General features: G+C 71.3%; 23 protein-coding genes. 2 read left to right on the plus strand and 21 right to left on the minus strand.

The annotated features are described in order from the left end of the window. Positions 1 to 85: 85 nt before the first annotated feature. The 6 genes from rpsD to ACIGXM_RS28940 all read right to left on the minus strand — a co-directional run bounded on the left by rpsD (position 86) and on the right by ACIGXM_RS28940 (position 7,174). Positions 86 to 700 carry a 30S ribosomal protein S4 gene (gene rpsD / locus ACIGXM_RS28915; protein WP_396565920.1) on the minus strand — a complete coding sequence of 205 codons (615 nt, stop codon included), beginning with the start codon at positions 698 to 700 and terminating at the stop codon, positions 86 to 88. A 324-nt stretch (positions 701 to 1,024) separates the two neighbouring features. Then, positions 1,025 to 2,374, minus strand: coding sequence for a replication-associated recombination protein A (locus ACIGXM_RS28920; protein ID WP_396565922.1), 1,350 nt, complete (start codon positions 2,372 to 2,374; stop codon positions 1,025 to 1,027). Between the two features lie 31 nt (positions 2,375 to 2,405). Continuing rightward, positions 2,406 to 3,263 carry a polyphosphate kinase 2 gene (ppk2, locus tag ACIGXM_RS28925; protein ID WP_396565924.1) on the minus strand — a complete coding sequence of 286 codons (858 nt, stop codon included), beginning with the start codon at positions 3,261 to 3,263 and terminating at the stop codon, positions 2,406 to 2,408. Between the two features lie 165 nt (positions 3,264 to 3,428). Further along, the gene (gene aspS / locus ACIGXM_RS28930) at positions 3,429 to 5,195 is read right to left on the minus strand and encodes an aspartate--tRNA ligase (protein WP_396565926.1); all 1,767 of its coding nucleotides are present in this window, start codon (positions 5,193 to 5,195) and stop codon (positions 3,429 to 3,431) included. Beyond that, entirely contained in the window at positions 5,192 to 6,454 is a 1,263-nt protein-coding gene (hisS, locus tag ACIGXM_RS28935; RefSeq protein WP_396565928.1) for a histidine--tRNA ligase, read from the minus strand. The genes aspS and hisS overlap by 4 nt, the downstream gene beginning before the upstream one ends. A gap of 12 nt (positions 6,455 to 6,466) precedes the next feature. Further along, complete coding sequence (locus ACIGXM_RS28940; RefSeq protein WP_396565930.1) at positions 6,467 to 7,174, minus strand: MBL fold metallo-hydrolase; 708 nt, start codon at positions 7,172 to 7,174, stop codon at positions 6,467 to 6,469. Between the two features lie 216 nt (positions 7,175 to 7,390). Between ACIGXM_RS28940 and ACIGXM_RS28945 the strand changes: the two genes are divergently transcribed. Then, entirely contained in the window at positions 7,391 to 8,212 is an 822-nt protein-coding gene (locus tag ACIGXM_RS28945; RefSeq protein ID WP_396565932.1) for a peptidylprolyl isomerase, read from the plus strand. A gap of 232 nt (positions 8,213 to 8,444) precedes the next feature. Then, positions 8,445 to 9,674, plus strand: a complete 1,230-nt coding sequence (locus ACIGXM_RS28950) for a DUF349 domain-containing protein (protein WP_396565934.1) — start codon at positions 8,445 to 8,447, stop codon at positions 9,672 to 9,674. A gap of 75 nt (positions 9,675 to 9,749) precedes the next feature. Here ACIGXM_RS28950 and ACIGXM_RS28955 read toward each other — a convergent pair whose 3' ends face one another. The 15 genes from ACIGXM_RS28955 to pgsA form a co-directional block, all read right to left on the minus strand. Continuing rightward, complete coding sequence (locus tag ACIGXM_RS28955; RefSeq protein WP_396565936.1) at positions 9,750 to 12,197, minus strand: RelA/SpoT family protein; 2,448 nt, start codon at positions 12,195 to 12,197, stop codon at positions 9,750 to 9,752. Between the two features lie 132 nt (positions 12,198 to 12,329). After that, positions 12,330 to 12,881, minus strand: a complete 552-nt coding sequence (locus tag ACIGXM_RS28960; RefSeq protein WP_396565938.1) for an adenine phosphoribosyltransferase — start codon at positions 12,879 to 12,881, stop codon at positions 12,330 to 12,332. 16 nt (positions 12,882 to 12,897) lie between these two features. After that, a complete protein-coding gene (secF, locus tag ACIGXM_RS28965) occupies positions 12,898 to 14,022 on the minus strand; it encodes a protein translocase subunit SecF (RefSeq protein ID WP_396565940.1) in 1,125 nt (374 codons plus the stop codon). Positions 14,023 to 14,026: 4 nt separating this feature from the next. Then, complete coding sequence (gene secD / locus ACIGXM_RS28970; protein ID WP_396565942.1) at positions 14,027 to 15,862, minus strand: protein translocase subunit SecD; 1,836 nt, start codon at positions 15,860 to 15,862, stop codon at positions 14,027 to 14,029. A 156-nt stretch (positions 15,863 to 16,018) separates the two neighbouring features. Beyond that, positions 16,019 to 16,405, minus strand: a complete 387-nt coding sequence (gene yajC, locus ACIGXM_RS28975; protein ID WP_396565944.1) for a preprotein translocase subunit YajC — start codon at positions 16,403 to 16,405, stop codon at positions 16,019 to 16,021. Between the two features lie 161 nt (positions 16,406 to 16,566). Continuing rightward, positions 16,567 to 17,670 carry a Holliday junction branch migration DNA helicase RuvB gene (ruvB, locus tag ACIGXM_RS28980; RefSeq protein WP_396565946.1) on the minus strand — a complete coding sequence of 368 codons (1,104 nt, stop codon included), beginning with the start codon at positions 17,668 to 17,670 and terminating at the stop codon, positions 16,567 to 16,569. A gap of 57 nt (positions 17,671 to 17,727) precedes the next feature. Then, positions 17,728 to 18,342 (minus strand): Holliday junction branch migration protein RuvA, encoded by a 615-nt coding sequence (gene ruvA / locus ACIGXM_RS28985; protein WP_396565948.1) that lies wholly within the window; start codon positions 18,340 to 18,342, stop codon positions 17,728 to 17,730. Further along, positions 18,339 to 18,884: a crossover junction endodeoxyribonuclease RuvC gene (gene ruvC, locus ACIGXM_RS28990; RefSeq protein WP_396565950.1), complete on the minus strand. Its 546-nt coding sequence runs from the start codon at positions 18,882 to 18,884 to the stop codon at positions 18,339 to 18,341. Before ruvC ends, ruvA begins: the two co-directional genes overlap by 4 nt. 129 nt (positions 18,885 to 19,013) lie before the next feature. Further along, positions 19,014 to 19,778 carry a YebC/PmpR family DNA-binding transcriptional regulator gene (locus ACIGXM_RS28995; RefSeq protein WP_396565952.1) on the minus strand — a complete coding sequence of 255 codons (765 nt, stop codon included), beginning with the start codon at positions 19,776 to 19,778 and terminating at the stop codon, positions 19,014 to 19,016. 78 nt (positions 19,779 to 19,856) lie between these two features. Further along, positions 19,857 to 20,468 carry a pyridoxal 5'-phosphate synthase glutaminase subunit PdxT gene (pdxT, locus tag ACIGXM_RS29000; protein WP_396565954.1) on the minus strand — a complete coding sequence of 204 codons (612 nt, stop codon included), beginning with the start codon at positions 20,466 to 20,468 and terminating at the stop codon, positions 19,857 to 19,859. 116 nt (positions 20,469 to 20,584) lie between these two features. Next, positions 20,585 to 21,499 (minus strand): pyridoxal 5'-phosphate synthase lyase subunit PdxS, encoded by a 915-nt coding sequence (pdxS, locus tag ACIGXM_RS29005; protein WP_396565956.1) that lies wholly within the window; start codon positions 21,497 to 21,499, stop codon positions 20,585 to 20,587. Between the two features lie 127 nt (positions 21,500 to 21,626). Next, on the minus strand, positions 21,627 to 22,172 hold the full coding sequence (locus ACIGXM_RS29010; protein WP_396565958.1) for a hypothetical protein: 546 nt from the start codon (positions 22,170 to 22,172) through the stop codon (positions 21,627 to 21,629). 11 nt (positions 22,173 to 22,183) lie between these two features. Next, complete coding sequence (locus tag ACIGXM_RS29015; protein WP_396565960.1) at positions 22,184 to 23,368, minus strand: glycosyltransferase family 4 protein; 1,185 nt, start codon at positions 23,366 to 23,368, stop codon at positions 22,184 to 22,186. 19 nt (positions 23,369 to 23,387) lie between these two features. Next, complete coding sequence (locus tag ACIGXM_RS29020) at positions 23,388 to 24,329, minus strand: phosphatidylinositol mannoside acyltransferase (RefSeq protein WP_396565962.1); 942 nt, start codon at positions 24,327 to 24,329, stop codon at positions 23,388 to 23,390. A 10-nt stretch (positions 24,330 to 24,339) separates the two neighbouring features. Beyond that, positions 24,340 to 24,987: a phosphatidylinositol phosphate synthase gene (gene pgsA / locus ACIGXM_RS29025; RefSeq protein ID WP_396565964.1), complete on the minus strand. Its 648-nt coding sequence runs from the start codon at positions 24,985 to 24,987 to the stop codon at positions 24,340 to 24,342. Between the last annotated feature and the right edge of the window lie 278 nt (positions 24,988 to 25,265).

Here is a 25,265-nt window from a genome sequence, read left to right on the forward strand (position 1 = left end):
GCCCCGGGCGCCGGAACGGGCGGAGCCCCCGCGGCCCGAAGGCGGCGGGGGCTCCAGTGCCGGTACGGGGTACCGGCCTCGCGGGTCAGCGCGAGTAGTACTCGACGACCAGCTGCTCGTCGCAGATCACGGGGACCTCACGACGCTGCGGCAGGCGGTCCAGGCGGAAGGCCAGGGCCTTGAGGTTGACCTCGAGGTACTTCGGGGTCTGGCCCTCACCCGCGTAGCCACCCTCACGGGCGACCTGGAACGGGACCTTCTCCTTGGACTTGTCCTTGACCGTGACGACGTAGCCCGGCTTCATCTGGAACGACGGCTTGTTGACCTTGCTGCCGTTGACCTGGATGTGACCGTGCACGACCATCTGGCGGGCCTGGTAGATGGTCCGGGCGATGCCGGAGCGCAGCACCAGCGAGTCGAGACGGGTCTCGAGCTCGGCGACCAGCACCTCACCGGTCTTGCCCTCGGCCTTGCGGGCGCGGTCGAAGGCGCGGGCCATCTGCTTCTCGCTCAGGTCGTACTGGGCGCGCAGACGCTGCTTCTCGAGCAGACGGACCTTGTAGTCCGAGTTCTGCTTGCGGCCACGGCCGTGCTGGCCGGGCGGGTACGGGCGGGCCTCGAAGTACTTGACGGACTTCGGGGTCAGCGGAACGCCCAGGGCACGAGCGATCTTGACCTTGGGACGCTTCTGGTTCGCCATGGAACCATTACCTCTTTCACGTTGCGAATACGGCTTCACCAGGTGTTGACGGAGGTCGCCTCTCGCGGTCCGGAGAAACCACCCGAGGGTGATCAGCCGCTCTCCGGGGCCGGGCACGGACGTGCTTGCACACGGGTGGCCCACCGCCGCGAAGGTGGTGGGCTGCCCGCGACACCGAAACGGTGCGCGACGCTCCTGGCGGCACCCCGCAGGGGGCCGCTGGCCGGTGTCCCGCTGGTGCGGCCGGTCGGTCGGGCTCGCGCTCGCCGCCGTGCCCGGGACATGGCACTTCGACGAAGTATACCGGCCGCCGGGAGCCGGGGTTCACTCCCCCTTGAGCTTGCCGCGGGTCCACTCGACGATGTCCGCGTAGCGGGCCTCGCCGCCGTGCCGGGTCGGCCGGTAGTACTCCCGGCCGTGCACGGTGTCCGGTGCGTACTGCTGGGCCGCGATGCCGCCGGGCAGGTCGTGCGGGTACTGGTAGCCCTTGCCGTGGCCGAGCCGGCCGGCACCGCCGTAGTGCGCGTCCCGCAGGTGCGGTGGGACGGCGCCGGCCAGGCCCTGCCGGACGTCCGCCAGCGCCGCGTCGATCGCCAGGTAGGCGGCGTTGGACTTGGGCGCCAGGGCGAGCGCGATGGCGGCCTGGGAGAGGATGATCCGGGCCTCCGGGAACCCGATCAGCGCCACCGCCTGGGCCGCCGCCACCGCGGTGGGCAGCGCGGTCGGGTCGGCCAGGCCGATGTCCTCGCTGGCCGAGATCATCAACCGGCGGGCGATGAACCGTGGGTCCTCCCCCGCCTCGATCATCCGGGCCAGGTAGTGCAGGGTGGCGTCCACGTCGCTGCCGCGGATCGACTTGATCAGCGCGCTGGCCACGTCGTAGTGCTGGTCACCGTCCTTGTCGTACCGGACGGCGGCCTGGTCGACCGCGGTCTCGGTGCTGGCCAGCGAGATCACCGCCTCGCCCTGCTCCAGCGCCGCGCCGGCCGCCGCCTCCAGCGTGGTCAGCGCCCGCCGGGCGTCCCCGCCGGCGAGCCGGACCAGGTGGTCCTCGGCCTCCTCACCGAGCTCCAGCCGCCCCTCCAGGCCACGCTCGTCCAGCACCGCGCGGCGCAGCAGGGCGCGGACGTCGTCGTCGGTCAGCGACTCCAGGGTGAGCAGCAACGAGCGCGAGAGCAGCGGGGAGATCACCGAGAAGTACGGGTTCTCGGTGGTGGCCGCGATCAGGGTGACCCAGCGGTTCTCCACCGCGGGCAGCAACGAGTCCTGCTGGGCCTTGGAGAAGCGGTGGATCTCGTCCAGGAAGAGCACCGTCTCCTGGCCGCTCATGCCGACCGCGCGGCGGGCGCCGTCGATCACCGCGCGGACCTCCTTGACCCCGGCGGTGATCGCGGAGAGTTCGACGAACCGGCCCTCGACGGCCCGGCTGATCACGTGGGCCAACGTGGTCTTGCCGGTGCCGGGCGGCCCCCAGAGGATCACCGAGCTGGTCGCGGCCGGCCCGTGGGCCCCGGACACCAGCCGGCGCAACGGTGAGCCGGCCTGCAGCAGGCGGCGCTGGCCGGCCACCTCGTCCAGGGTGCGCGGGCGCATCCGGACGGCCAGCGGCGCCCGGCCGGGCTCCCTGCTCTGGCGTTCCTCGGCGGCGGCGGTGAAGAGGTCCGGTTCGTCCACCCCGTCAGCCTATGCGAGGGGTCGGACAGCCCTACTTCTTCCGGTGGGCCGCCGGCTTCTTCCGGTGGTTCTCCGGCTCGCGCAGCTCCGCCGCGTGGTCCGGGACGTACTTCTGCAGGTCGCGCGGCGGGCGCTGGTAGCCCTTGGAGGGCGGCCTCGGTGGCAGGTCGACCGGAGGCACGGCGACGTCCTGGTACCCGACCGTGGAGAGCAGGTGGGCGATCATGTTGATCCGGGCCCGTCGCTTGTCGTCGCTCTCCACCACGTGCCACGGCGATTCCGGGAGGTCGGTGTGGATGAACATCTCGTCCTTGGCCCGCGAGTAGTCCTCCCAGCGGGTGATCGACTCGGTGTCCATCGGGGAGAGCTTCCAGCGGCGCATCGGGTCGTTCAGCCGGGCCCGGAACCGGCGCTCCTGCTCGGTGTCGCTGACCGAGAACCAGTACTTGCGCACCAGGATGCCCGCCTCGATCAGCATCCGCTCGAAGGTCGGGCACTGGTGCAGGAACTGCCAGTACTCCTCGTCGGTGCAGAAGCCCATCACCCGCTCGACGCCGGCCCGGTTGTACCAGCTGCGGTCGAAGAGCACGATCTCGCCGGCGGCCGGCAGCTGCTCGACGTAGCGCTGGAAGTACCACTGGCCGCGCTGGCGCTCGGTCGGGGCGGGCAGTGCGGCGATCCGGGCGAAGCGGGGATTGAGGTACTCGGTCACCCGCCTGATCACGCCGCCCTTGCCGGCGGCGTCCCGGCCCTCGAAGAGCACCACCAGCCGGACCCCCTCGGCGCGCACCCAGGCCTGGAGCCTCACCAGCTCGGCCTGCAGGCGCAGCAGCTCCTTCTCGTAGGGCTCCTTCTTCAGCCGCGGCTGGTGAACGGGCTGGTCGGTCACGGCGGGCCTCCCGGGGCGGGGTCTGCTGATCCCTCACCGTAGGGCCGCGCACCGAGCGGCGCAGTCCGGCAGCGGCGAACGGGGGCATGCCCGGGCAGGTCCCGACACGACCGAGGCCGGCCGGTGCGCGGGTGCGCACCGGCCGGCCTCGTCGTTGACGTCGGCTCAGGCCTCGGTCTCCGCCTTGGGCTTGGCGTCGACGCCCGCCTCGCGGCGCTGGGCCGGGGTGATCGGGGTCGGCGCGCCGGTCAGCGGGTCACCACCGGTGGACGTCTTCGGGAACGCGATGACGTCGCGGATGGTGTCGTAGCCGCCGAGCAGGGTGACGATCCGGTCCAGGCCGAAGGCGACCCCACCGTGCGGCGGCGGGCCGTAGTTGAAGGCGTCCAGCAGGAAGCCGAACTGCGAGGCGGCCTCCTCCTCGGAGAGGCCGATCGCGTCGAACGCCCGCTTCTGCACCTCACGCTGGTGGATGCGGATCGAACCGCCGCCCAGCTCGGAGCCGTTGAGCACCAGGTCGTAGGCGTTGGAGAGGGCGGTGCCCGGGTCGGTGTCGAAGGTGGCCAACGACTCGGCGGTGGGCGCGGTGAACGGGTGGTGCACCGCGTGCCAGCCCTGGAACTCGCCCTTGTCGTCCTCGATCGGCTCGAACATCGGGAAGTCGACCACCCAGAGGAAGGCCCACTGCGACTCGTCGATCAGGTCGCAGCGGCGGCCGATCTCCAGTCGGGCGGCGCCGAGCAGCTCCTGGGAGGCGGTCTTCTTGCCGGCCGCGAAGAAGATCGCGTCGCCGTTCTTGGCCCCCGCCGCGGCGGCCAGGCCGGCCAGGTGCTCCGCGCTCAGGTTCTTGGCCACCGGGCCGCGCAGCTCGCCGGTGTCGGCGTCGATGACCACGTAGGCCAGGCCGCGGGCGCCGCGCGCCTTGGCCCAGTCCTGCCAGGCGTCCAGCGCCTTGCGCGGCTGCGAGGCGCCGCCGGGCATCACCACCGCGCCGACGTACGGCGCCTGGAAGACCCGGAACTCGGTGCCCTTGAAGTACTCGGTGAGGTCGGTGAGTTCCTGGCCGAAGCGGACGTCCGGCTTGTCGGAGCCGTAGCGGTTCATGGCGTCCGCGTAGGTCATCCGGGGCAGCGGGTTGGGGATCTGGTACCCGTGCACCTCGCGCCAGATGGCCCCGATGACCTTCTCGCCGAGCGCCAGGATGTCCTCCTGGTCGACGAACGAGGCCTCGATGTCCAGCTGGGTGAACTCCGGCTGCCGGTCGGCGCGGAAGTCCTCGTCGCGGAAGCAGCGGGCGATCTGGTAGTAGCGCTCCATGCCGGCCACCATCAGCAGCTGCTTGAAGAGCTGCGGCGACTGCGGCAGGGCGTACCAGTGGCCGGGCTGCAGGCGGACCGGGACCAGGAAGTCGCGGGCGCCCTCGGGGGTGGAGCGGGTGAGGTACGGCGTCTCGATGTCGAGGTAGCCGTTCTCCTCCATCACGTTGCGGATGATGTGGTTGACCTTGGAGCGCAGCCGCAGCGCGCGGGCCGGGCCCTCGCGGCGCAGGTCCAGGTAGCGGTAGCGGAGCCGGACCTCCTCGTTGACCGTGCCCGGCTCGTACTCGGCGACCTGGAACGGCAGCGGCGCGGCCTCGGAGAGCACCTCGATCGAGCTGACCACGACCTCGACGGCACCGGTCGGGATGTCGGGGTTCTCGTTGCCCTCGGGCCGGACCCGGACGTCGCCGACCACCTTGACGCAGTACTCGGCGCGCAGCCCGTGCACCGAGTCCAGGTCGCGCACCACGATCTGGACCGTGCCGGAGGCGTCCCGCAGGTCGATGAAGGCCACTCCGCCGTGGTCGCGGCGGCGGGCCACCCAACCGGCCAGGGTGACGGTGGTGCCGGCCTGCTCCGCGCGGAGCGTGCCCGCGTCGTGCGTGCGGATCACTGCTGCTTCTCCTTCAGGGTGGTGACGAGTGCGTCGAGGGCGACCGGGGTCTGCTCGCCGCTGGTCATGTCCTTCAACTGGACGACGCCTTCGGCCAGGTCGCGGTCGCCGGCGACCAGGGCCCAGCGGGCACCGGAACGGTCGGCGGACTTCATGGCGTTCTTGATGCCCTTCACACCGAACGCGAGGTCGGTCGGCACGCCGGCCCGGCGCAGCTCGGTCACCTTCGCGAACAGGACGTTCTTGGCCTCCTCGCCGAGCGCCACCGCGTAGACCGCGGTGCTGGCGGGCAGGTCGAGCACGATGCCCTCGGCCTCCATGGCGAGGTAGGTGCGGTCCACGCCGAGACCCCAGCCGACCGACGGCAGCGACGGGCCGCCGAGCATCTCGGAGAGGCCGTCGTACCGGCCGCCGCCGCCGATCGCGGACTGCGCGCCGAGGCCGTTGTGCACGAACTCGAAGGTCGTGCGGGTGTAGTAGTCGAGACCGCGGACCAGCTTGGGGTCGTCGGTGAAGGCGACCCCGGCCTCGGTCAGCAATCGGCGGACCTGCACGTCGTAGGCCTTGCAGTCCTCGCACAGGAAGTCGCGCAGCATCGGCGCGCCGTCCAGCTGGGCCTGCACCGACTCGCGCTTGTCGTCCAGCACCCGCAGCGGGTTGATCTCGGCCCGGCGGCGGGTGTCCTCGTCCAGGTCCAGGCCGCGCAGGAAGTCCTGCAGGGCGGCCCGGTAGACCGGGCGGCACTGCTGGTCGCCGAGGCTGTTCAGCAGCAGCCGGTAGTCGCGCAGGCCGAGCGCGCGGAACGCGTCGTCGGCCAGGATGATCAGCTCGGCGTCCAGCGCCGGGTCCTCGGCACCGATCGCCTCGGCACCGACCTGGGCGAACTGCCGGTAACGGCCCTTCTGCGGGCGCTCGTAGCGGTAGAAGGAGCCCGAGTACCAGAGCTTGACCGGGAGGTTGCCCTGCTTGTGCAGGTTGGCCTGGAGGGCGGCGCGCAGCACCGAGGCGGTTCCCTCGGGGCGCAGCGCGAGGTCCTCGCTGCCGCGCTTGGTGAGCGAGAACATCTCCTTGGTGACGATGTCGGTGGACTCGCCGACGCCCCGGGAGAAGAGCTTGGTGTCCTCGAACACCGGCGTCTCGACGTAGCCGTAGCCGGCCCGGCGCAGCGGCTCGGAGAGCTCACGGCGGATCGCCAGGAAGGTCGCCGAGCTCGGTGGGAGCAGGTCGTAGGTGCCCTTGGGGGCGGTGAAGGTGCTCAACTTCGTCTTCCGTCACATTCCTCGTCGCACGGCCGCGGGGTTCTCCAGGGCCCCCGCCGCTTGCCTGAGGTAGGGGTTGGTGGCGCGCTCGCGGCCGATGGTGGTCTGGTTGCCGTGGCCGGACAGCACCACGGTGGCGTCGTCGAGGGGCAGGCAGACCCGGGTCAGCGACCGCATGATGTCGGCATGGTCGCCACCCGGGAGGTCCGTGCGCCCGATGGAGCCGGCGAACAGCAGGTCACCCGAGAACAGGACGGGAGGCAGGTCCTGCGCGGCGGGCGTCCGGAACGTCACCGACCCCTTGGTATGGCCTGGCGCGTGGTCGACGGTGAGGCGCAGACCTGCCAGCTCCAGCACACTGCCATCGGTCAGCTCGCGGACCTCGTCCGGCTCGCCGACGGTCAGCTCGCCCATCAGCTGCTGCCCGATCGAACGGCCCAGCGCCTTCTCCGGGTCGGTCATCATGTACCGGTCCTCGGGGTGGATCCAGGCCGGGACGCCGCGCGCCCCGCAGACCGGCACCACCGAGGCGACGTGGTCGATGTGGCCGTGGGTGAGCAGCACGGCGACCGGCTTCAGCCGGTGCTCGCGGACCAGTTCCTCGACCCCGGCCGCGGCCTGGTGGCCGGGATCGACGATCACGCACTCCTCACCGGGGGCCGGTGCGACCAGGTAGCAGTTGGTGCCCCAGGCTCCGGCGGGAAATCCGGCGATGAACACGGCAGTCCTTGGTCTCGAGTCGGGGCGGAGAGGTCCTCGGTGCAGCCTACCGGCGGGAAGGCACCGGTTGCGAACCAGTAGTCGTCGTGCCGTACCCGGCCGGCACGTGGTCGCGCTCACCGCGTGCTTACCTACGGGGTCCCTACACTTGGGCGGCGGTGGATGCGATGATCCGTCGAGCATTCCCGGCCCCCACGATTGAGGAGACACACCCCGGTGGTCAGCAGCGAACAGCGGCGGCGGCAGCTCGCCCGCGAGAAGTACGAGCGGCAGCAGAAGGCTCGCGCCGAGGCCGCGGCCAAGTCCAAGCGCCGCAACCTCCAGGTGAGCGCCGCAGCGGTCGCCGTGGTGCTGGTGGCCGGTGGCGGATTGTGGGCGGGCGGGGTCTTCAAGTCCGATTCCAAGAGCAGCGGCACCGCGGCCGCCGCTCCGACCAGCACGACGCCGAGCTCGGCCGCCTCCCCGGTGAACGTCAAGGGCTGCACCACGCCGGCCCCCGGCTCGCCGAACGGCAAGCAGTGGAAGACCGAGCCGGCCATGACGATCGACACCAACGCCACCTACACCGCGACCCTGAACACCAGCTGCGGCGCGGTGACCCTGCAGCTGGACGCCGCCAAGGCGCCGCACACGGTCAACTCCTTCGTCTTCCTGGCCGGTCAGAACTTCTTCGACCACACCAAGTGCCACCGCCTGGTCACCCAGGGCATCTACGTGCTGCAGTGCGGCGACCCGACCGGCACCGGCACCGGCGGCCCCGGCTACAAGTTCACCGACGAGAACCTGAGCGGCGCCACCTACCCGGCCGGCACCGTGGCGATGGCCAACTCCGGCCCGAACACCAACGGCAGCCAGTTCTTCCTGGTCTACAAGGACTCCCCGCTGCCGCCGAACTACACCCCGTTCGGCAAGATCACCGGTGGCATGGACGTGCTGAACAACATCGCGGCCGGCGGCGAGAACGACGCCAACCAGCCCGGCGACGGTGCGCCGAACGCGAACGTCGTGCTCAACTCGGTGACCACCGCCAAGAGCTGAACCCCGCGCGGCACCGCCGCGCGAATTGGCCCGGCCCGGATGCGGACAGCACCGGGCCTGGTCGCCTATGTTGCTGTTGTATAGGGTGCCCTGACCCGCTCGCCGTCACCCTCGGCAGCTGAGCAGAACGGACGGGCGGGGACGGCGGACTCATCGGTCCGTCGCACATCAACTGTGGACGACGGAGCCGCGCCACCTGCTGGTGGGCGGGACGTCATGTGGAGGAGGCGCTGTGAGCAGCGACCCGTGGGGCCGTGTCGACGAGCAGGGGACCGTGTACGTCAGGACCGCCGAGGGCGAACGCGTCGTCGGTTCCTGGCAGGCGGGCTCCCCCGAGGAGGCCCTCGCCTACTTCGAGCGCAAGTACCAGGGCCTGGCGGCCGAGATCGGCCTGCTGGAGCACCGGGTACGCAAGACCGACCTGGCCGCCAAGGATGCCCAGACCGCCCTCGACCACCTGCGTGCGCAGGTCGTCGAGGCCCACGCGGTCGGTGATCTGGACGCGCTGGCCAAGCGGCTGGACACGCTGGCCGGGGAGATCGAGTCCCGGCAGGTGGAGCGGAAGGCGGCCCGGGCGAAGGCCGCTGACGAGACCCGGACCGCCAAGGAGGCGCTGGTCTCGGAGGCCGAGCAACTCGCCCAGTCCACCCAGTGGCGGGAGGCCGGCGACCGGCTGCGCGCCCTGGTGGACACCTGGAAGGGGCTGCCCCGGCTGGACCGCAAGAGCGACGACGAGCTGTGGCACCGGTTCTCGCACGCCCGGTCGGTCTTCTCGAAGCACCGCAAGGCGCACTTCGCCGCGCTGGACGCCGAGCGCGACCAGGCTCGGGTGGTCAAGGAGCGGCTGGTCGCCGAGGCCGAGGCGCTGTCGTCGTCCACCGAGTGGGGTGAGACGGCGGCCCGCTACCGCGACCTGATGGCGCAGTGGAAGGCGGCCGGCCGCGCCCAGCGGGACACCGAGGACGAGCTGTGGGCCCGGTTCCGCGGCGCGCAGGACGTCTTCTTCCAGGCCCGCTCCGCGATCTTCAGCGAGCGGGACGCCGAGCAGAGCGAGAACCAGAAGCTCAAGGAGGCGCTGCTGCTGGAGGCCGAGGCGATCCTCCCGGTCACCGACCTCAAGGCGGCCAAGGCGGCGCTGCGCGACGTCAGCGAGCGCTGGGAGGCGATCGGCCACGTGCCGCGCGACGCCCGGCCGAAGCTGGATGCCCGGCTGAACACGGTCGAGCGGGCGATCCGCGAGGCCGAGGAGGCCGAGTGGAAGCGTTCCAACCCGGAGGCCAAGGCTCGCGCCGCCGGCATGACCGGGCTGCTGCAGAGTGCGGTGGACAAGCTGCGCGCCGAGGCGGACAAGGCCCGGGCCGCCGGCAACGAGGCCAAGGCCGCCAAGCTGGAGGCCGAGCTCGCGGGCCGGCAGGCGCTGCTCGACCAGGCGCTGAAGAGCCTGGAGGAGTTCAGCGGCTGACCCCGCCGCCGAGCGACGCCGAAGCCCCGGTTCCCCGCCTCCTGGACGGGGAACCGGGGCTTTGGCGTCGCCGGGCTACTTGCGGGCCGAGGTGACCCGGTAGACGTCGTAGACGCCCTCCACGCCGCGGACCGCCTTGAGCACGTGCCCCAGGTGCTTCGGGTCGCCCATCTCGAAGGTGAACCGGCTCATCGCCACCCGGTCCCGGGAGGTCTGCACGGCCGCCGAGAGGATGTTGACGTGCTGGTCGGAGAGCACCCGGGTGACGTCGGAGAGCAGCCGGGAACGGTCCAGCGCCTCGACCTGGATGGCCACCAGGAAGACCGAGGACTGGGTCGGCGCCCACTCGACCTCGATCATCCGCTCCGGCTGCTGGGTCAGCGAGTCCACGTTGACGCAGTCCGCGCGGTGCACCGAGACGCCGTTGCCACGGGTCACGAAGCCGACGATCGGGTCACCGGGCACCGGGGTGCAGCAGCGCGACAGCTTGACCCAGACGTCGTCCACGCCCTTGACGATCACCCCGGGGTCGCCCTTGGCCCGGCGCCGACGGGCTGCCCGCCCCTCGGGGCTCGGGGCGGTGGTGTCCAGCAGGTCCTCGGCCGCCTCCTCCTCGCCGCCGAGCGCCTGCACCAGCTTCTGCACGATGGACTGCGCGGAGACGTGCCCCTCGCCGATCGCCGCGTAGAGCGAGGAGATGTCGGGGTAGCGCATCTCGTGCGCCAGGGTGACCAACGAGTCGCCGGTGAGGATCCGCTGGATCGGCAGGCCCTGCTTGCGCATGGCCCGGGCGATGGCGTCCTTGCCCTGCTCGATCGCCTCCTCGCGGCGCTCCTTGGAGAACCAGGCCTTGATCTTGTTGCGGGCCCGCGGCGACTTGACGAAGCCGAGCCAGTCGCGGGACGGCCCGGCGCCCTCGGCCTTGGAGGTGAAGACCTCGACCAGGTCGCCGTTCTCCAGGGTCGACTCCAGCGGCACCAACCGGCCGTTGACCCGGGCCCCTATGCAGCGGTAGCCGACCTCGGTGTGCACCGCGAAGGCGAAGTCCACCGGCGTGGCACCCGCGGGCAGCGCTATCACGTCGCCCTTCGGGGTGAAGACGAAGACCTCGTTGTTGGAGAGGTCGAAGCGCAGCGACTCCAGGAACTCGCTCGGGTCCTCGGTCTCCTTCTGCCAGTCCAGCAGCTGCCGCAGCCAGGCCATCTCGTTGACCGCGCCGGCCTTGTCCTCCTTGCGGACCTGGGCGGGCGTGTCGGTGCGGACCTTGGAGGCGCCGGCCACCGCGCGCTGCTTGTACTTCCAGTGCGCGGCGATGCCGTACTCGGCCCGCCGGTGCATGTCGAAGGTGCGGATCTGCAGCTCGACCGGCTTGCCGCCGGGACCGATCACCGTGGTGTGCAGCGACTGGTACATGTTGAACTTGGGCATCGCGATGTAGTCCTTGAACCGGCCGGGGACCGGGTTCCACCGCGCGTGGATGGTGCCGAGCGCCGCGTAGCAGTCGCGGACGGTGTCCACCAGGACCCGGATGCCCACCAGGTCGTAGATCTCCGCGAAGTCGCGCCCGCGCACGATCATCTTCTGGTACACGGAGTAGTAGTGCTTCGGCCGGCCGGTGACCGAGGCCGAGATCCGGGCGCCGCGCAGGTCGCCCTGCACCTGGTCGATCACGGTGGCCAGGTACTCGTCCCGCTTGGGGGCGCGCTCGGCGACCAGCCGGACGATCTCGTCGTACATCTTGGGGTAGAGGATGGCGAAGGCCAGGTCCTCCAGCTCCCACTTGATGGTGTTCATGCCCAGCCGGTGCGCCAGCGGGGCGTAGATCTCCAGCGTCTCGCGGGCCTTCTTCTCCTGCTTCTCCCGCTTGAGGTACCGCATGGTGCGCATGTTGTGCAGGCGGTCGGCGAGCTTGATCACCAGGACCCGCGGGTCCTTGGCCATCGCGACGACCATCTTGCGGACCGTCTCGGCCTGTGCGGCCTCGCCGAACTTGACCTTGTCCAGCTTGGTGACGCCGTCGACCAGCAGCGCGACCGAGTCGCCGAAGTCCTGGCGCAGGGTCTCCAGGCCGTAGTCGGTGTCCTCGACGGTGTCGTGCAGCAGCCCGGCCATCAGGGTCGGCGCGTCCATCCCCAGCTCGGCCAGGATGGTCGCCACGGCCAGCGGGTGGGTGATGTACGGGTCGCCGCTCTTGCGCTTCTGGCCGCGGTGCCAGCGCTCGGCCACCGCGTAGGCCCGCTCGATGTCGCGCAGCAGCGCCGGGTCCGCCTTGGGGTCACCGGCCCGGATGGTCCGGAAGAGCGGCTCCAGGACGGGGTTGAGCACCGTGCCGCGCTGGCCGCCGAAACGGGCCAGTCGGGCCCGCACGCCGCCCGCGCCGGTGGAGGAGCGGGCCGGCGTCAGCGCGCGGGAGGGGCCGGACGAGGGCGGGGCTGGGCGTACCGGCGTGGCCCCCGTGGGCACTGGCTGGTTGCTGGGGGCGCCGGCCTCGGCCGTGGGCACTACCTCGTCGGGCAAGGACACTCCTCGGTACGCACCGGATGAACCTTCATGGTACCGAGCATGGCGCGCCGGTGTTCGGCCGCCCGGCCGTCGAGACGCGCCGAGGGCGGTGGCCGCCGTGCGGCCACCGCCCTCGGGTGGTTCAGAACCGGTTCAGACCGTCACCAGGGTCTCCAGCGGCGCCCCGGCCAGGTGCGGGACGAGCCGCTCCCGGCCGTCCAGGAAGCCCAGCTCCATCAGCACGACCACGCCGACCAGCTGGGCACCGGTGCGCTGGACCAGGTCCAGCGAGGCGGCGATGGTGCCGCCGGTGGCCAGCACGTCGTCGACCACCAGGACGCGCTCGCCCGGCTCGAAGGCGTCGCACTGCACCTCCAGGGTGGCGGTGCCGTACTCCAGGTCGTACGTCTGGGCGAAGACCTCGCCGGGCAGCTTGCCCTTCTTGCGGATCGGCACGAAGCCGAGGCCCGCCGCGAAGGCGGCCGGGGCGGCCAGCACGAAGCCGCGCGCCTCCAGGCCGACCACCTTGGTCGCGCCCAGCTCCTTCGCCCGGTCCGCCAGCGCCCGGGTGAGCGCCGAGAAGGCCTCGGGGTCGGCGAGCAGCGGAGCGATGTCCTTGAACAGCACACCCGGCTTCGGGTAGTCCGGGACGTCCCGGATCCTGCTGTTCAGCAGCTCGGCGAGGGCGGTGTCAGTGGTGTTCACGGGTTTCCTTCGGTTCTCAGCGCTTGCCGGACGGGCGGCCCTTGCCGCGGGCCCGTCCGACCGGCTGGTTGCGCTGGCCGACCAGGCCGGCCGCGACACTGTCCTCGATCACGTCGCCGGCCTCGTCCTCGGCCGACTCGTCACGCTGCCCGGCGGCGTCCGCCGCCTTGGCGTCCGCGGCCCGCCGCTGGGCGACCCGCTTGGCCAGCGCCCGCATCTCCGGCGACTGCTCCTTGAGCTGCGCGAGCAGCGGGGTGGCGACGCAGATGGAGGAGTAGGCACCGGCGGCGAGGCCGACGAAGAGCGCCAGCGAGATGTCGTTCAGGTCGCCGGCACCGAGGATGCCGCCACCGATGAAGAGCAGCGCGGTGACCGGCAGCAGGGCGACCACGGTGGTGTTGATGGACCGCACCAGGGTCTGGTTCAGGCCGTGGTTGGCCGCCTCGCTGTAGGTCAGCTTGTTCTGCTTCTCCAGGTTCTTGGTGTTCTCCTTCACGGTGTCGAAGACGACGACCGTGTCGTAGAGCGAGTACCCGAGGATGGTCAGGAAGCCGATCACCGTACCGGGCGAGACCTGGAACCCGACCAGCGCGTAGACGCCGATGGTGATCACCAGGTCGTGGATCAGCGCGACCAGCGCGGCCAGTGCCATCCGCCACTCGAAGGCGATCGCCAGGTAGGCGGTCACCAGCACCATGAAGATGATCAGACCGAGCAGCGCCTTCTGGGAGATCTGCTGGCCCCAGCTCGGGCCGACCACCTGGGCGTTGACGTCGTTGCTCGGGATCTTCAGGTCAGCGGCGAGCTGGTTGACGAAGGAGTCGGTGCTGACCTTCTCCGTCGAGCTGACCTGGATCCGGATCTGGCCGTCGGCGGTCGACTGCACGACCGCGGTCGAGTCACCGGTGATCTTGTTGGCCTCGTCCTGCGCCTGGGCGACGGTCAGCCCGGGCTTCTGCACGGTGTAGACCGAGCCGCCCTTGAAGTCGATGCTCAGGTGCAGCCCGATCACGCTGAGCCCGAAGATGGCGGCTGCCGCGATGACCGCGGAGATGCTGTACCAGAGCTTGCGCCGGTTGACGAAGTCGAAGCTGACCTCGCCCTGGTAGAGACGGTGGCCGAGGTTGCCGAAGCGTGACATGGCGTCAGGCCTCCTTCACGGCGGCGGTGGTGGCGGCGGTGCGGCGACGGCCGCGCACCGGCGGGCGGGCGCCCAGGCGCTTCGGGTCCAGGCCGGACCACGGGTGACCGCTGGCGAAGAACTTCCGCCGGGCCAGCAGGGTGATCATCGGCTTGGTGAAGAGGAAGATCACCACGATGTCGAGCACGGTGGTCAGGCCGAGGGTGAAGGCGAAGCCCTGCACCTTGCCCACCGATACCACGTACAGCACGGTGGCACAGAGGAACGACACGAAGTCGGAGACCAGGATGGTGCGGCGGGCGCGCGGCCAGGCACGCTGCACGGCCGGACGCAGCTGGGCACCGTCGCGGACCTCGTCGCGGATGCGTTCGAAGTACACGATGAACGAGTCCGCTGTGATACCGATCGCCACGATCGCGCCGCAGACCGCCGGGAGGTTCAGCGCGAAGCCGATCCCCGCACCGAGCAGGCACATGATCGTGTAGGTGAGGATCGCCGAGACCACCAGGCCGGCGATGCTGACCAGACCGAGGCCGCGGTAGTAGATCAGCGAGTAGAGCACCACCAGCAGCAGGCCGATCGCGCCGGCGAGCAGACCGGCGTGCAGCTGGTCACCGCCGAGCTGCGGGGAGACCGTGGTCTGGTCGCTCTTGTCGAAGCTGAGCGGCAGGGCGCCGTAGCTGAGCACGTTGGCCAGGCTGGTGGCCTCGTCCTGGCTGAAGCTGCCGGAGATCACCGCGTTGCCGCCGGCGATCGCGCTCGACACGTACGGGTGCGAGACGACCTGGCCGTCCAGCACGATGGCGAACTGGTTGGCCGGGGACTGCTGGGTGGCCAGCTGGCCGGTGGTGGCGGCGAAGGCCTTGGAACCCGCGTCGTTGAAGCCCAGCTGGACCTCCCAGCCGGAGGCGTTCTGGGTGTCGAAGCCGGCGGTGGCCTTGTTGACGTCCGAGCCGTTGATGGCGACCGGGCCGAGCGCGAACTTGTACCAGGTGCCCTGCTCCTTGTCGTAGCTGCAGGCCACGGCGTCCTGGTTGGGGGCCGTCTGGTAGTCGATCCGCTGCGCCGCGTTCGAGCAGTCCAGCGCGGCGAACTTGGCCGCGACGTCCGGCGGCGGGGTGCCCTGGGTCATCGCGTTGGAGAGGTCCGCGGCGCTCGGGGCGGAGGCACTGGCGGACGGGCTCGGCGCGGCGCTCCCGCTGGGGGAGGACGAGGCCGAGGCCGACGGCGGGATGCTCGCGGCGGCCGACGGGCTGCTCGCGTCAGCGGCCAGCAGGCCCTGCGAGACGGCCCGCCCGGCATTCGAGGCACTGGCGGAGGCACTGGCGCTCGCGCTGGGGCTGCCGCTCGCGGAGGCCGAGGGGGACGCCGAGCCACTGGGCGAGGCGGAACCGGACGGCTTGCCGGAGGGGCTCGGGCTGCTGGAGGCGGGAGGAGCGGTCACGCCCGTGGGAGCCGTCGCCAACACCGGGCGGAAGTACAGCTGGGCAGTCGTACCGACCTGGTTGGCCGCCGACTGCTGGTCCCCGCCCTTGGGGATGTTGACGATGATGTTGTCGCTGCCCTGGGTCTGGACCTCCGCCTCGGAGACGCCCATACCGTTGACACGCTTCTGGATGATCCCGACCGCGATGTCCATGTTGGACTGGTTGATCGCGGCCTTGTCCTTCGACTTGGCGGTCAGCGTGATGCTGGTACCGCCCGCGAGGTCGATCCCGAGGCGAGGCGTGGTGTGGCCCGTCCCGAACATGAGGGCGACCAGGCCGACGGTGACCACCAGGATGAGGGCCAGTGCCCGTCCGGGGTAACCGTCGCGCGGACGCGACTTGGGTGTTGCCACCTTGCTCGTTTCTCCCTGTCCCATGCCGTCGGCCGACTGCCGCCTACCCGGTGGGGCAAGCGGCAGTGTAAACCGCGGACAACCGTGAGGTGCTGCAGACCGTCCGTACTACGGATGACCCCGCTCGCGCGGGGCGGATGGTGTTCCGATCCGTGATTACTTGTCGGCGGGCTTGTCGCTCTCGCCCTTTTCGAAGCTGACCGGCTCGTCGGTCGGCTCCTCGTCCTCACCGAGCTCGGCGTCGGCGAGCTCCGGCTCACCCTCCTCGGGGCGGCCGTTGATGATCTCGTCGTACTCCTGCGGGTCGATCACCGCGGCGATCGCGCTCTTGGTGAAGTAGGTCACCACGCCCGGCGCGATCTCCAGCTCCACGGTGGCGTCATTGACGGACTTGACCAGCGCGTACATGCCCCCGATGGTGCGCACCGCCGAACCCGGTTCCATGGCCGACTGCATCGACTGCTGCTGCTGCTGCCGCTTCTTCTGCGACCGGAACATCAGGAAAATCGCGGCGATGGGGAGGAGAAGAATGATGAAATTCACAGCTGACTGCGTCCTTTACAAGCCACCGGGGAGCGGCCTAGCGGAGATGGTCGACCCGCCGGGTGATACGGGACGGTCCGGCGAAGTCTAGGAGACCCGCTCTGATCGGACAACGCCAAGCATCGCATCCTGCCGCCGAAGGTGGCGAGTCCTTGGCATGCTCACTCTGCGGCGGGTCGTTCCGGCACCGCGGCCGGAGTGAACAACTCCGGCTGCCCGGGCAGCGCGGTCCGGCCGGCCGGCTGCTGCGTCGGCGGGGTCAGCCCGAGGTGCTGCCAGGCCGCGGCGGTGGCGATTCGCCCGCGCGGAGTACGGGCCAGCAGACCCTCCCGGACCAGGAACGGCTCGGCGACCTCCTCGACCGTCTCGGCCTCCTCCCCCACCGCGACCGCCAGGGTGGACAGCCCCACCGGGCCGCCGCCGAACAGTCGCAGCAGCGCGCCCAGCACCGCCCGGTCCAGCCGGTCCAGACCGCGCTCGTCCACCTCGTAGACCTCGAGCGCCTGCGCGGCGATCTCCCGGGTGACCTGGCCGTCGTGCCGGACCTGGGCGTAGTCCCGGACCCGGCGCAGCAGCCGGTTGGCGATCCGCGGCGTGCCGCGCGAGCGCCCGGCGATCTCCGCGGCGCCGGCCGGGTCGATCTCGACGTCCAGCAGCGCGGCCGAGCGGTGCACCACCCGCTGCAGCTCGGCGGCGGCGTAGAACTCCATGTGCCCGGTGAATCCGAACCGGTCGCGCAGCGGCGGCGGCAGCAGCCCGGCCCGGGTGGTGGCACCGACCAGGGTGAACCGCGGCAGGTCCAGCGGGATCGCGGTGGCCCCCGGACCCTTGCCGACGATCACGTCGACCCGGAAGTCCTCCATCGCCATGTAGAGCATCTCCTCGGCCGGCCGGGACATCCGGTGGATCTCGTCGAGGAAGAGCACCTCCCCCTCGCTGAGCGAGGAGAGGATCGCCGCCAGGTCGCCGGCGTGCTGGATGGCCGGGCCGGAGGTGATCCGGATCGGTGCGTTCAGCTCGGCCGCGATGATCATCGAGAGCGTGGTCTTGCCGAGCCCGGGCGGGCCGCTGAGCAGCACGTGGTCCGGGGACGAACCACGCTGCCGGGCGGCCTGCAGCACCAGCGAGAGCTGTTCGCGGACCCGCTCCTGGCCGATGAACTCGTCGAGCTGCCGGGGGCGCAGCGCCGCCTCGACCGCCTGGTCCTCACCGTCGGCGGCGGAAGCGACCAGCCGCTCGGCGGGGTCGGAGTCGTACGGGGTCATCAGGGCGGGCTCCAAATCGACAAAGTGATGAAGCGTCGGAGTGACGGGGTGGGGTGGCTACCGGGTGCGGTTGAGGCCGCGCAGCGCCAGCCGCAGCAGCGCACCGACGTCGGTGCTCGACTGCGCCTCGGCCTCCGGCGTGACCGCCGCGACCGCCTCGTCGGCCTCGCGCGGAGCGTAGCCGAGGCCGACCAGCGCCGCGTGCAACTGCTCGCTCCAGGGCGCCGGACCGCTGGCGGCCAGCGGCTTCTGGGCCGGCACCGCGCCGAGCGGCGCGCCGAGCTTGTCCTTGTACTCCAGCAGCAGTTTCTGCGCCTTGGCCTTGCCGATCCCGGGCACCGCGATCAGCGCCTTCTCGTCGCCACCGGCCACCGCCAGGCGCAGCGCGTCGGGGCTGTGCACGCCGAGGATCGCCTGTGCGAGCCGGGGACCGACCCCCGGCGCGGCCTGCAGCACCTCGAAGGTGGCGCGCTCGTCGTCGTCGGCGAAGCCGTAGAGGGTGAGCGAGTCCTCGCGGACCACCATCGAGGTGGCCAGCCGGGCCGGCTCGCCCAGCCGCAGCCCCGCCAGGGTGGTGGGGGTGCACTGCACGGCGAGGCCGACCCCGCCGACCTCGACGACGGCGGTGCCGGCGGTGAGGGCGGCGACCGGGCCCTGGACGAACGCGATCACGGGCGGTACTCCTTGCGGGCGGCGGGACTTGCGGTGGTACGGGCCAGCGCGGCGGCGATCTTGTCGGTCGCCGTACCGCGCCAGATGTGACAGATGGCCAGCGCCAGCGCGTCGGCGGCGTCCGCCGGCTTCGGCGCCTCGGTCAACCGCAGCAGCCGGGTGACCATGGCGGTGACCTGCGCCTTGTCGGCGCGGCCGGAGCCGGTGACGGCGGCCTTGACCTCGCTGGGGGTGTGCAGTACCACCGGTATCCCGCGCCGGGTGGCGCAGAGCATGGCGACCGCGCTGGCCTGCGCGGTGCCCATCACGGTCCGCACGTTGTGCTGGGCGAAGACCCGCTCGATGGCGACCACGTCCGGGCGGTGGGTGTCGATCCACTGCTCCAGCCCGGCCTCGATCGCCAGCAGCCGGCGCGGGATCTCCTCCTCGGCGGGGGTGCGCACCACGCCGACCCCGGCCATCCGCAGCGGACGGCCCGGCGCGCCGTCGACCACGCCGACGCCGCACCTGGTCAGCCCCGGGTCCACACCCAGTACCCGCACACTCCCACCCTTCATCGCGCCCTCAGGCGGATTCCGCCGGTCCCGAGGCTAGCGGTCGGGTCCGACAGCGGCACCAACGACACCGGCCCGGCGGTCCCACGGGACCACCGGGCCGGTTCGGCGCCTGTGTCACTCGGCGTCGAGCTGCGCGCCGACCTCGTCGGAGATGTCGAAGTTGGCGAAGACGTTCTGCACGTCGTCGCTGTCCTCCAGCGCGTCGATCAGCTTGAGGATCTTGCGCGCGCCGTCCACGTCCAGCTCGACCTGCACGCTGGGCACGAAGTTGGCGTCCGCCGAGTCGTAGTCGAGCCCGCCGTCGACCAGCGCGGTGCGCACCGCGACCATGTTGGCGGCCTCGGAGATCACCTCCAGCGAGTCGCCCAGGTCGTTGACCTCCTCGACGTCGGCCCCGGCCTCCAGCACGACCTCGAGGACCTTGTCCTCGTCCACGCCGTCGCTCTTCGGGACGATCACGACGCCCTTGCGGGAGAACATGTACGACACCGAGCCCGGGTCGGCCATCGAGCCACCGTTGCGGGTCATCGCGACGCGCACGTCGGAGGCGGCGCGGTTGCGGTTGTCGGTGAGGCACTCGATCAGCACCGCGACACCGTTCGGGCCGTAACCCTCGTACATGATCGTCGAGTAGTCGGCCCCGCCGGCCTCGGCGCCCGAGCCGCGCTTGACGGCCCGGTTGATGTTGTCGATCGGGACCGAGCTCTTCTTGGCCTTCTGGATGGCGTCGTAGAGCGTCGGGTTGCCGGCCGGGTCGCCGCCACCGGTCCGCGCCGCCACCTCGATGTTCTTGATCATCTTGGCGAAGAGCTTGCCGCGCTTGGCGTCGATCACGGCCTTCTTGTGCTTGGTGGTAGCCCACTTAGAGTGGCCGGACATCACCAGCTCCTTTACGTCGCCAAAGGGAAATGAAACAACGGAGATCTTACCGGTGTCGGGCAGGACACCCGGCATCGGTCAGAGCGCGGCGCTCTCCACGAGACGCACGAAGAACTCGTGCACCCGGTGGTCGCCGGTCAGCTCCGGGTGGAACGAGGTCGCCAGCAGGTTGCCCTGGCGAACCGCCACGATCCGGCTCTCCGCACCGTCCGCGGCCGGCAGCTCGGCCAGCACCTCGACGCCCGCGCCGACCGACTCGACCCAGGGCGCGCGGATGAAGACGCCGTGCACCGGCGCGCCCTCGAACCCCTTGAAGGCGATCTCGGACTCGAAGGACTCGTTCTGCCGCCCGAAGGCGTTGCGGCGCACCGTCATGTCGATGCCGCCGACGGTCTGCTGGTCCTCCCGGCCGTCCAGGATCTTGTCGGCCAGCATGATCATGCCCGCGCAGGAGCCGTAGACCGGCATCCCGGCGGCCACCCGCTCGCGCAGCGGCTCCATCAGGCCGAAGGCCAGCGCCAGGTTGGACATGGTGGTGGACTCGCCACCGGGGATCACCACGGCGTCGACCTCGGCCAGCTCCTCGGGGCGGCGGACCGGGCGGGCCAGGGCGTCCGCCTCGGCGAGCGCGATCAGGTGCTCGCGGACATCGCCCTGCAGGGCCAGAACGCCGATGACTGGAGTGGACACGGTGACTACCTTCTTACGGCTTCTTCGGATCTTCGGAGGCGTCGCGGGGACACCCGCGCGGGAACACGCACGACGGTCCGCCGCGCAGACGCACGCGGCGGACCGGAGGGCGCGAACTACCAGCCGCGGTTGGCGTAGCGCTCGGTCTCGGGCAGGGTGTCGCAGTTGATGCCGACCATGGCCTCACCCAGACCGCGGGAGACGTCCGCGATCACCTTCGGGTCGTCGAAGAAGGTGGTGGCCTTCACCACGGCGGCGGCACGCTTGGCCGGGTCGCCGGACTTGAAGATGCCGGAGCCGACGAAGACGCCCTCGGCGCCGAGCTGCATCATCAGGGCCGCGTCGGCCGGGGTGGCCACGCCGCCGGCGGAGAACAGCACGACCGGGAGCTTGCCCAGCTGCGCGACCTCCTTGACCAGCTCGTACGGGGCCTGCAGGTTCTTGGCCGCGACGTACAGCTCGTTCTCGTCGAGCGTGGTCAGGCGGCGGATGTCGGCGTTGATCTGGCGCATGTGGCGGACCGCCTCGACCACGTTGCCGGTGCCGGCCTCGCCCTTGGAGCGGATCATGGCCGCGCCCTCGGCGATCCGGCGCAGGGCCTCGCCCAGGTTAGTGGCGCCACAGACGAAGGGGGTGGTGAACGCCCACTTGTCGGAGTGGTTGACCTCGTCGGCCGGGGTCAGCACCTCGGACTCGTCGATGTAGTCGACGCCGAGCGCCTGCAGGACCTGGGCCTCGACGAAGTGGCCGATCCGGGACTTCGCCATCACCGGGATGGAGACCGCGTTGATGATGCCGTCGATCATGTCCGGGTCGGACATCCGGGCCACGCCGCCGTCCTTGCGGATGTCGGCCGGCACGCGCTCGAGCGCCATGACGGCGACGGCACCGGCATCCTCGGCGATCTTGGCCTGCTCGGCGTTGACCACGTCCATGATCACACCGCCCTTGAGCTGCTCGGCCATGCCGCGCTTGACCCGGGCGGTTCCGATCTGCGGCTGGTCGGCGGAAGCGGGAGTGGTGGTGGACACGTAAGACCTCACTCGAAGACGAACCGGTGCTATCGCCCTATCGTAGGCCGTACATCTGGGCGATTGTTGCGCCACCCGGTCCAGACCGGCCGCCCGGAATCGACAAAGAGGCCGGAAACCAACGGAACTACGCAGGCGAACCCTGCGGCACCAGGGCCGCCGGCGGCTCGTCGTCCATCTCGAAGGCCATCGGGAACGGTGCCCGACCGGCCAGCCGGAAGTACCGCACCAGCCGGTGGATCCGCACCGCGCGGGCCGCCCGCACCGCGTCGTTGTGGAACCGCCGCGCCATCGGCACCCGGCGCACCGCCGAGGTGAGATCGCGCAACGCCTCCTCCCCGCCCGGCGCCGCCCGCACCACCGCCACCTGCTCCGGCTCGGCGAAGACCGCCCGCAGCGCCTGGCTCAACTCGCTCTCGGCCACCTCACGCTGCTCCTCGTCCGCCTGCCGGGCCGCGTGCGAGGCCTGGTACAGCACGATCGAGGTCGCCGGGTCGAGCACCGAGGAGGTGGCCAACTCCTGCGCGACCGAGGCCCGGCGCAGCAGTTGGGCGTCCAGCGCGGCCCGCGCGGTGTCGATCCGCGCGTGCAGCCGGTCGAGCCGGCCCGCCGTCCAGCTCAGGTAGACGGCGAAGAGCACCACGGCCACGGCGGCCCAGATCCAGTCAGTCACGGGGCGCTACGCTACCGGGCTCCCGACTGGTCGCGGGCCAGCCCCAACCGGCCGCGCCAGCCGGTCCGCTCGTCCTCGCGGACCCCACCGGACACGCCCGTGCCGTCCGTCACCGTCTCGTAGACCGCGAGGATGTCCGCGCCCACCGTCTTCCAGTCGAACCGCCGCACGTGCCGGGCGGCCGCCACCCGCAGCTCGGCCAACCGCTGCGGATCGCCCAGCAGCCGGATCGCCGCCGCCGCCAGCGCGTCCGCGTCCTCCACCGGGAACAGCTCGCCCGCCTGCCCCCCGTCCAGCACCTGCGCGAACGCGTCCAGATCGCTGGCCAGCACCGGCGCGGCCGCCGACATCGCCTCGACCAGGATGATCCCGAAGCTCTCCCCGCCGGTGTTCGGCGCCACGTACAGGTCGACGCTGCGCAGCAGCCGGGCCTTGTCCCGGTCGCTCACCATGCCGAGGAACTCCACCCGGGCGCGCACCTCGGGCGCCAGCCCGGCCACCGCCTCCTCCTCGTCGCCCTTGCCCGCGACCAGCAGCCGCACCTCCGGACGGGCCGCCAGGATCGCCGGCAGCGCGGCCAGCAGGGTGGGCAGTCCCTTGCGCGGCTCGTTGATCCGGCCGATGAACCCTATGGTGTCGCCGGTCCAGCGCGGCTCGGCCTCCGCGTCGGCGAAGAACGAGACGTCCACCCCGTTCGGGATCACCACCGCGTCCCCGCCCAGGTGCTCCACCAGGGTGCGCCGGGCGTACTCGCTCACCGCGATCCGCGCGCTGATCTTCTCCAGCGCCGGCTGCAGGATCGGCGAGGCCGCGATCATCGCCCGCGAGCGCGGGTTCGAGGTGTGGAAGGTGGCCACCATCGGCCCGGTCGCCGACCAGGCGGCCAGCATCGACAGGCTCGGCGAGGCCGGCTCGTGCACGTGCAGGATGTCGAAGTCGCCGTCGTGCAGCCAGCGCCGCACCCGGGCCGCCGAGATGATCCCGAAGCTGAGCCGCGCCACCGAGCCGTTGTACGGCACGGCCACCGCGCGCCCGGCCGAGACCACGTAGGACGGCAGCGCCGAGTCGTCCTCCGCCGGTGCCAGCACCGAGACCTTGTGCCCCAGCTCGATCAGGTGCTCGGCCAGGTCCCGGATGTGGAACTGCACCCCGCCGGGCACGTCCCAGTCGTACGGGCAGACGATGCCGATCTTCACGTGGAAACCCCTCCGTCGGCTAGCCGCGCGTGCTCGGCTGCGGGTTCGCCGCCGAGGCCGAGGCCGACCGGGCGGCCGGCAGGTCCGCCAGCCAGAACCGCTGCAGCATGTGCCAGTCCTGCGGGTGCCGAGCGATCCCCTCCGCCCAGACGTCCGCCAACCGCTGCGTCATCTCCCGGGTGACGGCGCCCCGGTCCGCGCCCTCCCCCGGCTCGATCGGCGGGTGGATGGTCGCCCGCATCACCGGGCCGTCGTACCAGAGGGTGACCGGCAGCAGCGCGGCACCGGTGCGCTGGGCCAGCACCGCCGGACCGGCCGGCATCTTGGTGGTCTCCCCGAAGAACCGCACCGGCAGCCCGGCGTCCGACAGGTCGCGGTCGCCGACCAGGCAGACCATCCGGCCCTCGCGCAGCCGCCGGGCCAGCGTCCCGAACACCGAGCCCCCGCTCCCGGTCAGCGCCAGGACCTCCATGCCCAGACCCTCGCGGTAGGCCACGAAACGGTCGAAGAGCGACTCGGGCTTCAGTCGCTCGGCGACGGTGGTGAAGCTGATGCCCAGGTGGCGCACCACCCACGCGCCGGCCAGGTCCCAGTTGGCCATGTGCGGCAGCGCTATCACCGCGCCGCGTCCCTCGGCCAGCGCCGTGGTCAGGTACTCGATGCCGTCCACCTGGATCCGGTCGGAGATCTTCCGGTCACTCCACACCGGCAGCCGGAACGACTCCATCCAGTACCGCAGGTAGGAGCGCATCCCGGCGCGTGACAGCGCGCGCAGCTCGGCCGCCGACGAGCCGGGGCGCACCCGGGCCAGGTTTGCCTCCAGCTGCCGCACCCCCTTGCCCTGGCGGCGCCAGGTGGCGTCCGCGAGCTGGTCACCCAGCACCCGCACCACCGGCTCCGGCAGCAGCTTGAGGGTGGCCCACCCCGCCGCGTACCCGCTCTCGACCAGCTTCTCGCGCATCCGTCCGCCCTCAGCTCTCCCGGGCGACGGCCGCCGCCTCGAACGCCTCCCGGCGCACCGTCAGCATCCGCTGCATCACCGTGATCACACTGCCCACCGCGACCAGCCAGAGCGCCACCGGCAGCAGCCACTCCACGTACGGCACCCCGAACAGGTGCAGCCCCGCGACCCCGGCCGCGACCAGGCTGACCACCAGCCGCTCGGCCCGCTCCACCAGCCCGGAGACGTCGCACGGCAGCCCCAGGCTCTCCGCCCGTGCCTTGGTGTACGACACCACCTGGCCGCTCGCCAGGCAGAGCACCGAGACCGCGCAGAGCAGGTCGTTGTCGCCCTTGCCCGCGTACCAGAGCGCCAGCCCGCCGAAGATCGCCGCGTCGGCGACCCGGTCCAGCGTGGAGTCCAGGAACGCCCCCCACTTGTTGGACGTCCCGGCCTGCCGGGCCATGTTGCCGTCCACCAGGTCCGAGAAGATGAAGAGGGTGATCGTGATGGTGCCCCAGAAGAACTGGCCGCGGGGGAAGAAGACCAGTGCGCCGGCCACCGAGCCGGCCGTACCGACCAGGGTCACCGCGTCCGGGCTCACCCCCCAGCGCAGCAGCAGAGCGGCGAACGGCGTCAGGACACGTGTGAAGAAGGCACGCGCGTATTTGTTGAGCATGGCCTTCCGGACCGCTCCGATCTCACCGGGGAAGTTTCACCGGCGGCCTGGGAGAGCTGCGCCGGGCGGCCGAACGGATCTGCCCATCCGGCCTCCCCATGGTATCCAGGACGCCGGACCGCTTCTGCCGCCGCACACCCGTCCGGCGCGGCTCCCGGCAAGATCCGCCGGACAGGCCCTAGCTGTATTGACCACGGAGGTTGGTGACGGGGTTCACGGTGATGTGATCTTGAAATGAGTGAGGGCCTTCTGGCTCGGTGTGGATTGCGACATCTACC

The organism is Kitasatospora sp. NPDC052896 (assembly GCF_044547075.1).
In the GTDB taxonomy this organism is placed as follows: domain Bacteria; phylum Actinomycetota; class Actinomycetes; order Streptomycetales; family Streptomycetaceae; genus Kitasatospora.

Coding starts and splice junctions, on each gene's coding strand:
- rpsD (WP_396565920.1), bottom strand. CDS start 700: ATGGCGAACCAGAAGCGTCCCAAGGTCAAGATCGCTCGTGCCCTGGGC.
- secF (WP_396565940.1), bottom strand. CDS start 14,022: ATGTCACGCTTCGGCAACCTCGGCCACCGTCTCTACCAGGGCGAGGTC.
- ruvB (WP_396565946.1), bottom strand. CDS start 17,670: ATGACCCCGTACGACTCCGACCCCGCCGAGCGGCTGGTCGCTTCCGCC.
- ACIGXM_RS28995 (WP_396565952.1), bottom strand. CDS start 19,778: ATGTCCGGCCACTCTAAGTGGGCTACCACCAAGCACAAGAAGGCCGTG.
- ACIGXM_RS29020 (WP_396565962.1), bottom strand. CDS start 24,329: ATGCGCGAGAAGCTGGTCGAGAGCGGGTACGCGGCGGGGTGGGCCACC.
- pgsA (WP_396565964.1), bottom strand. CDS start 24,987: ATGCTCAACAAATACGCGCGTGCCTTCTTCACACGTGTCCTGACGCCG.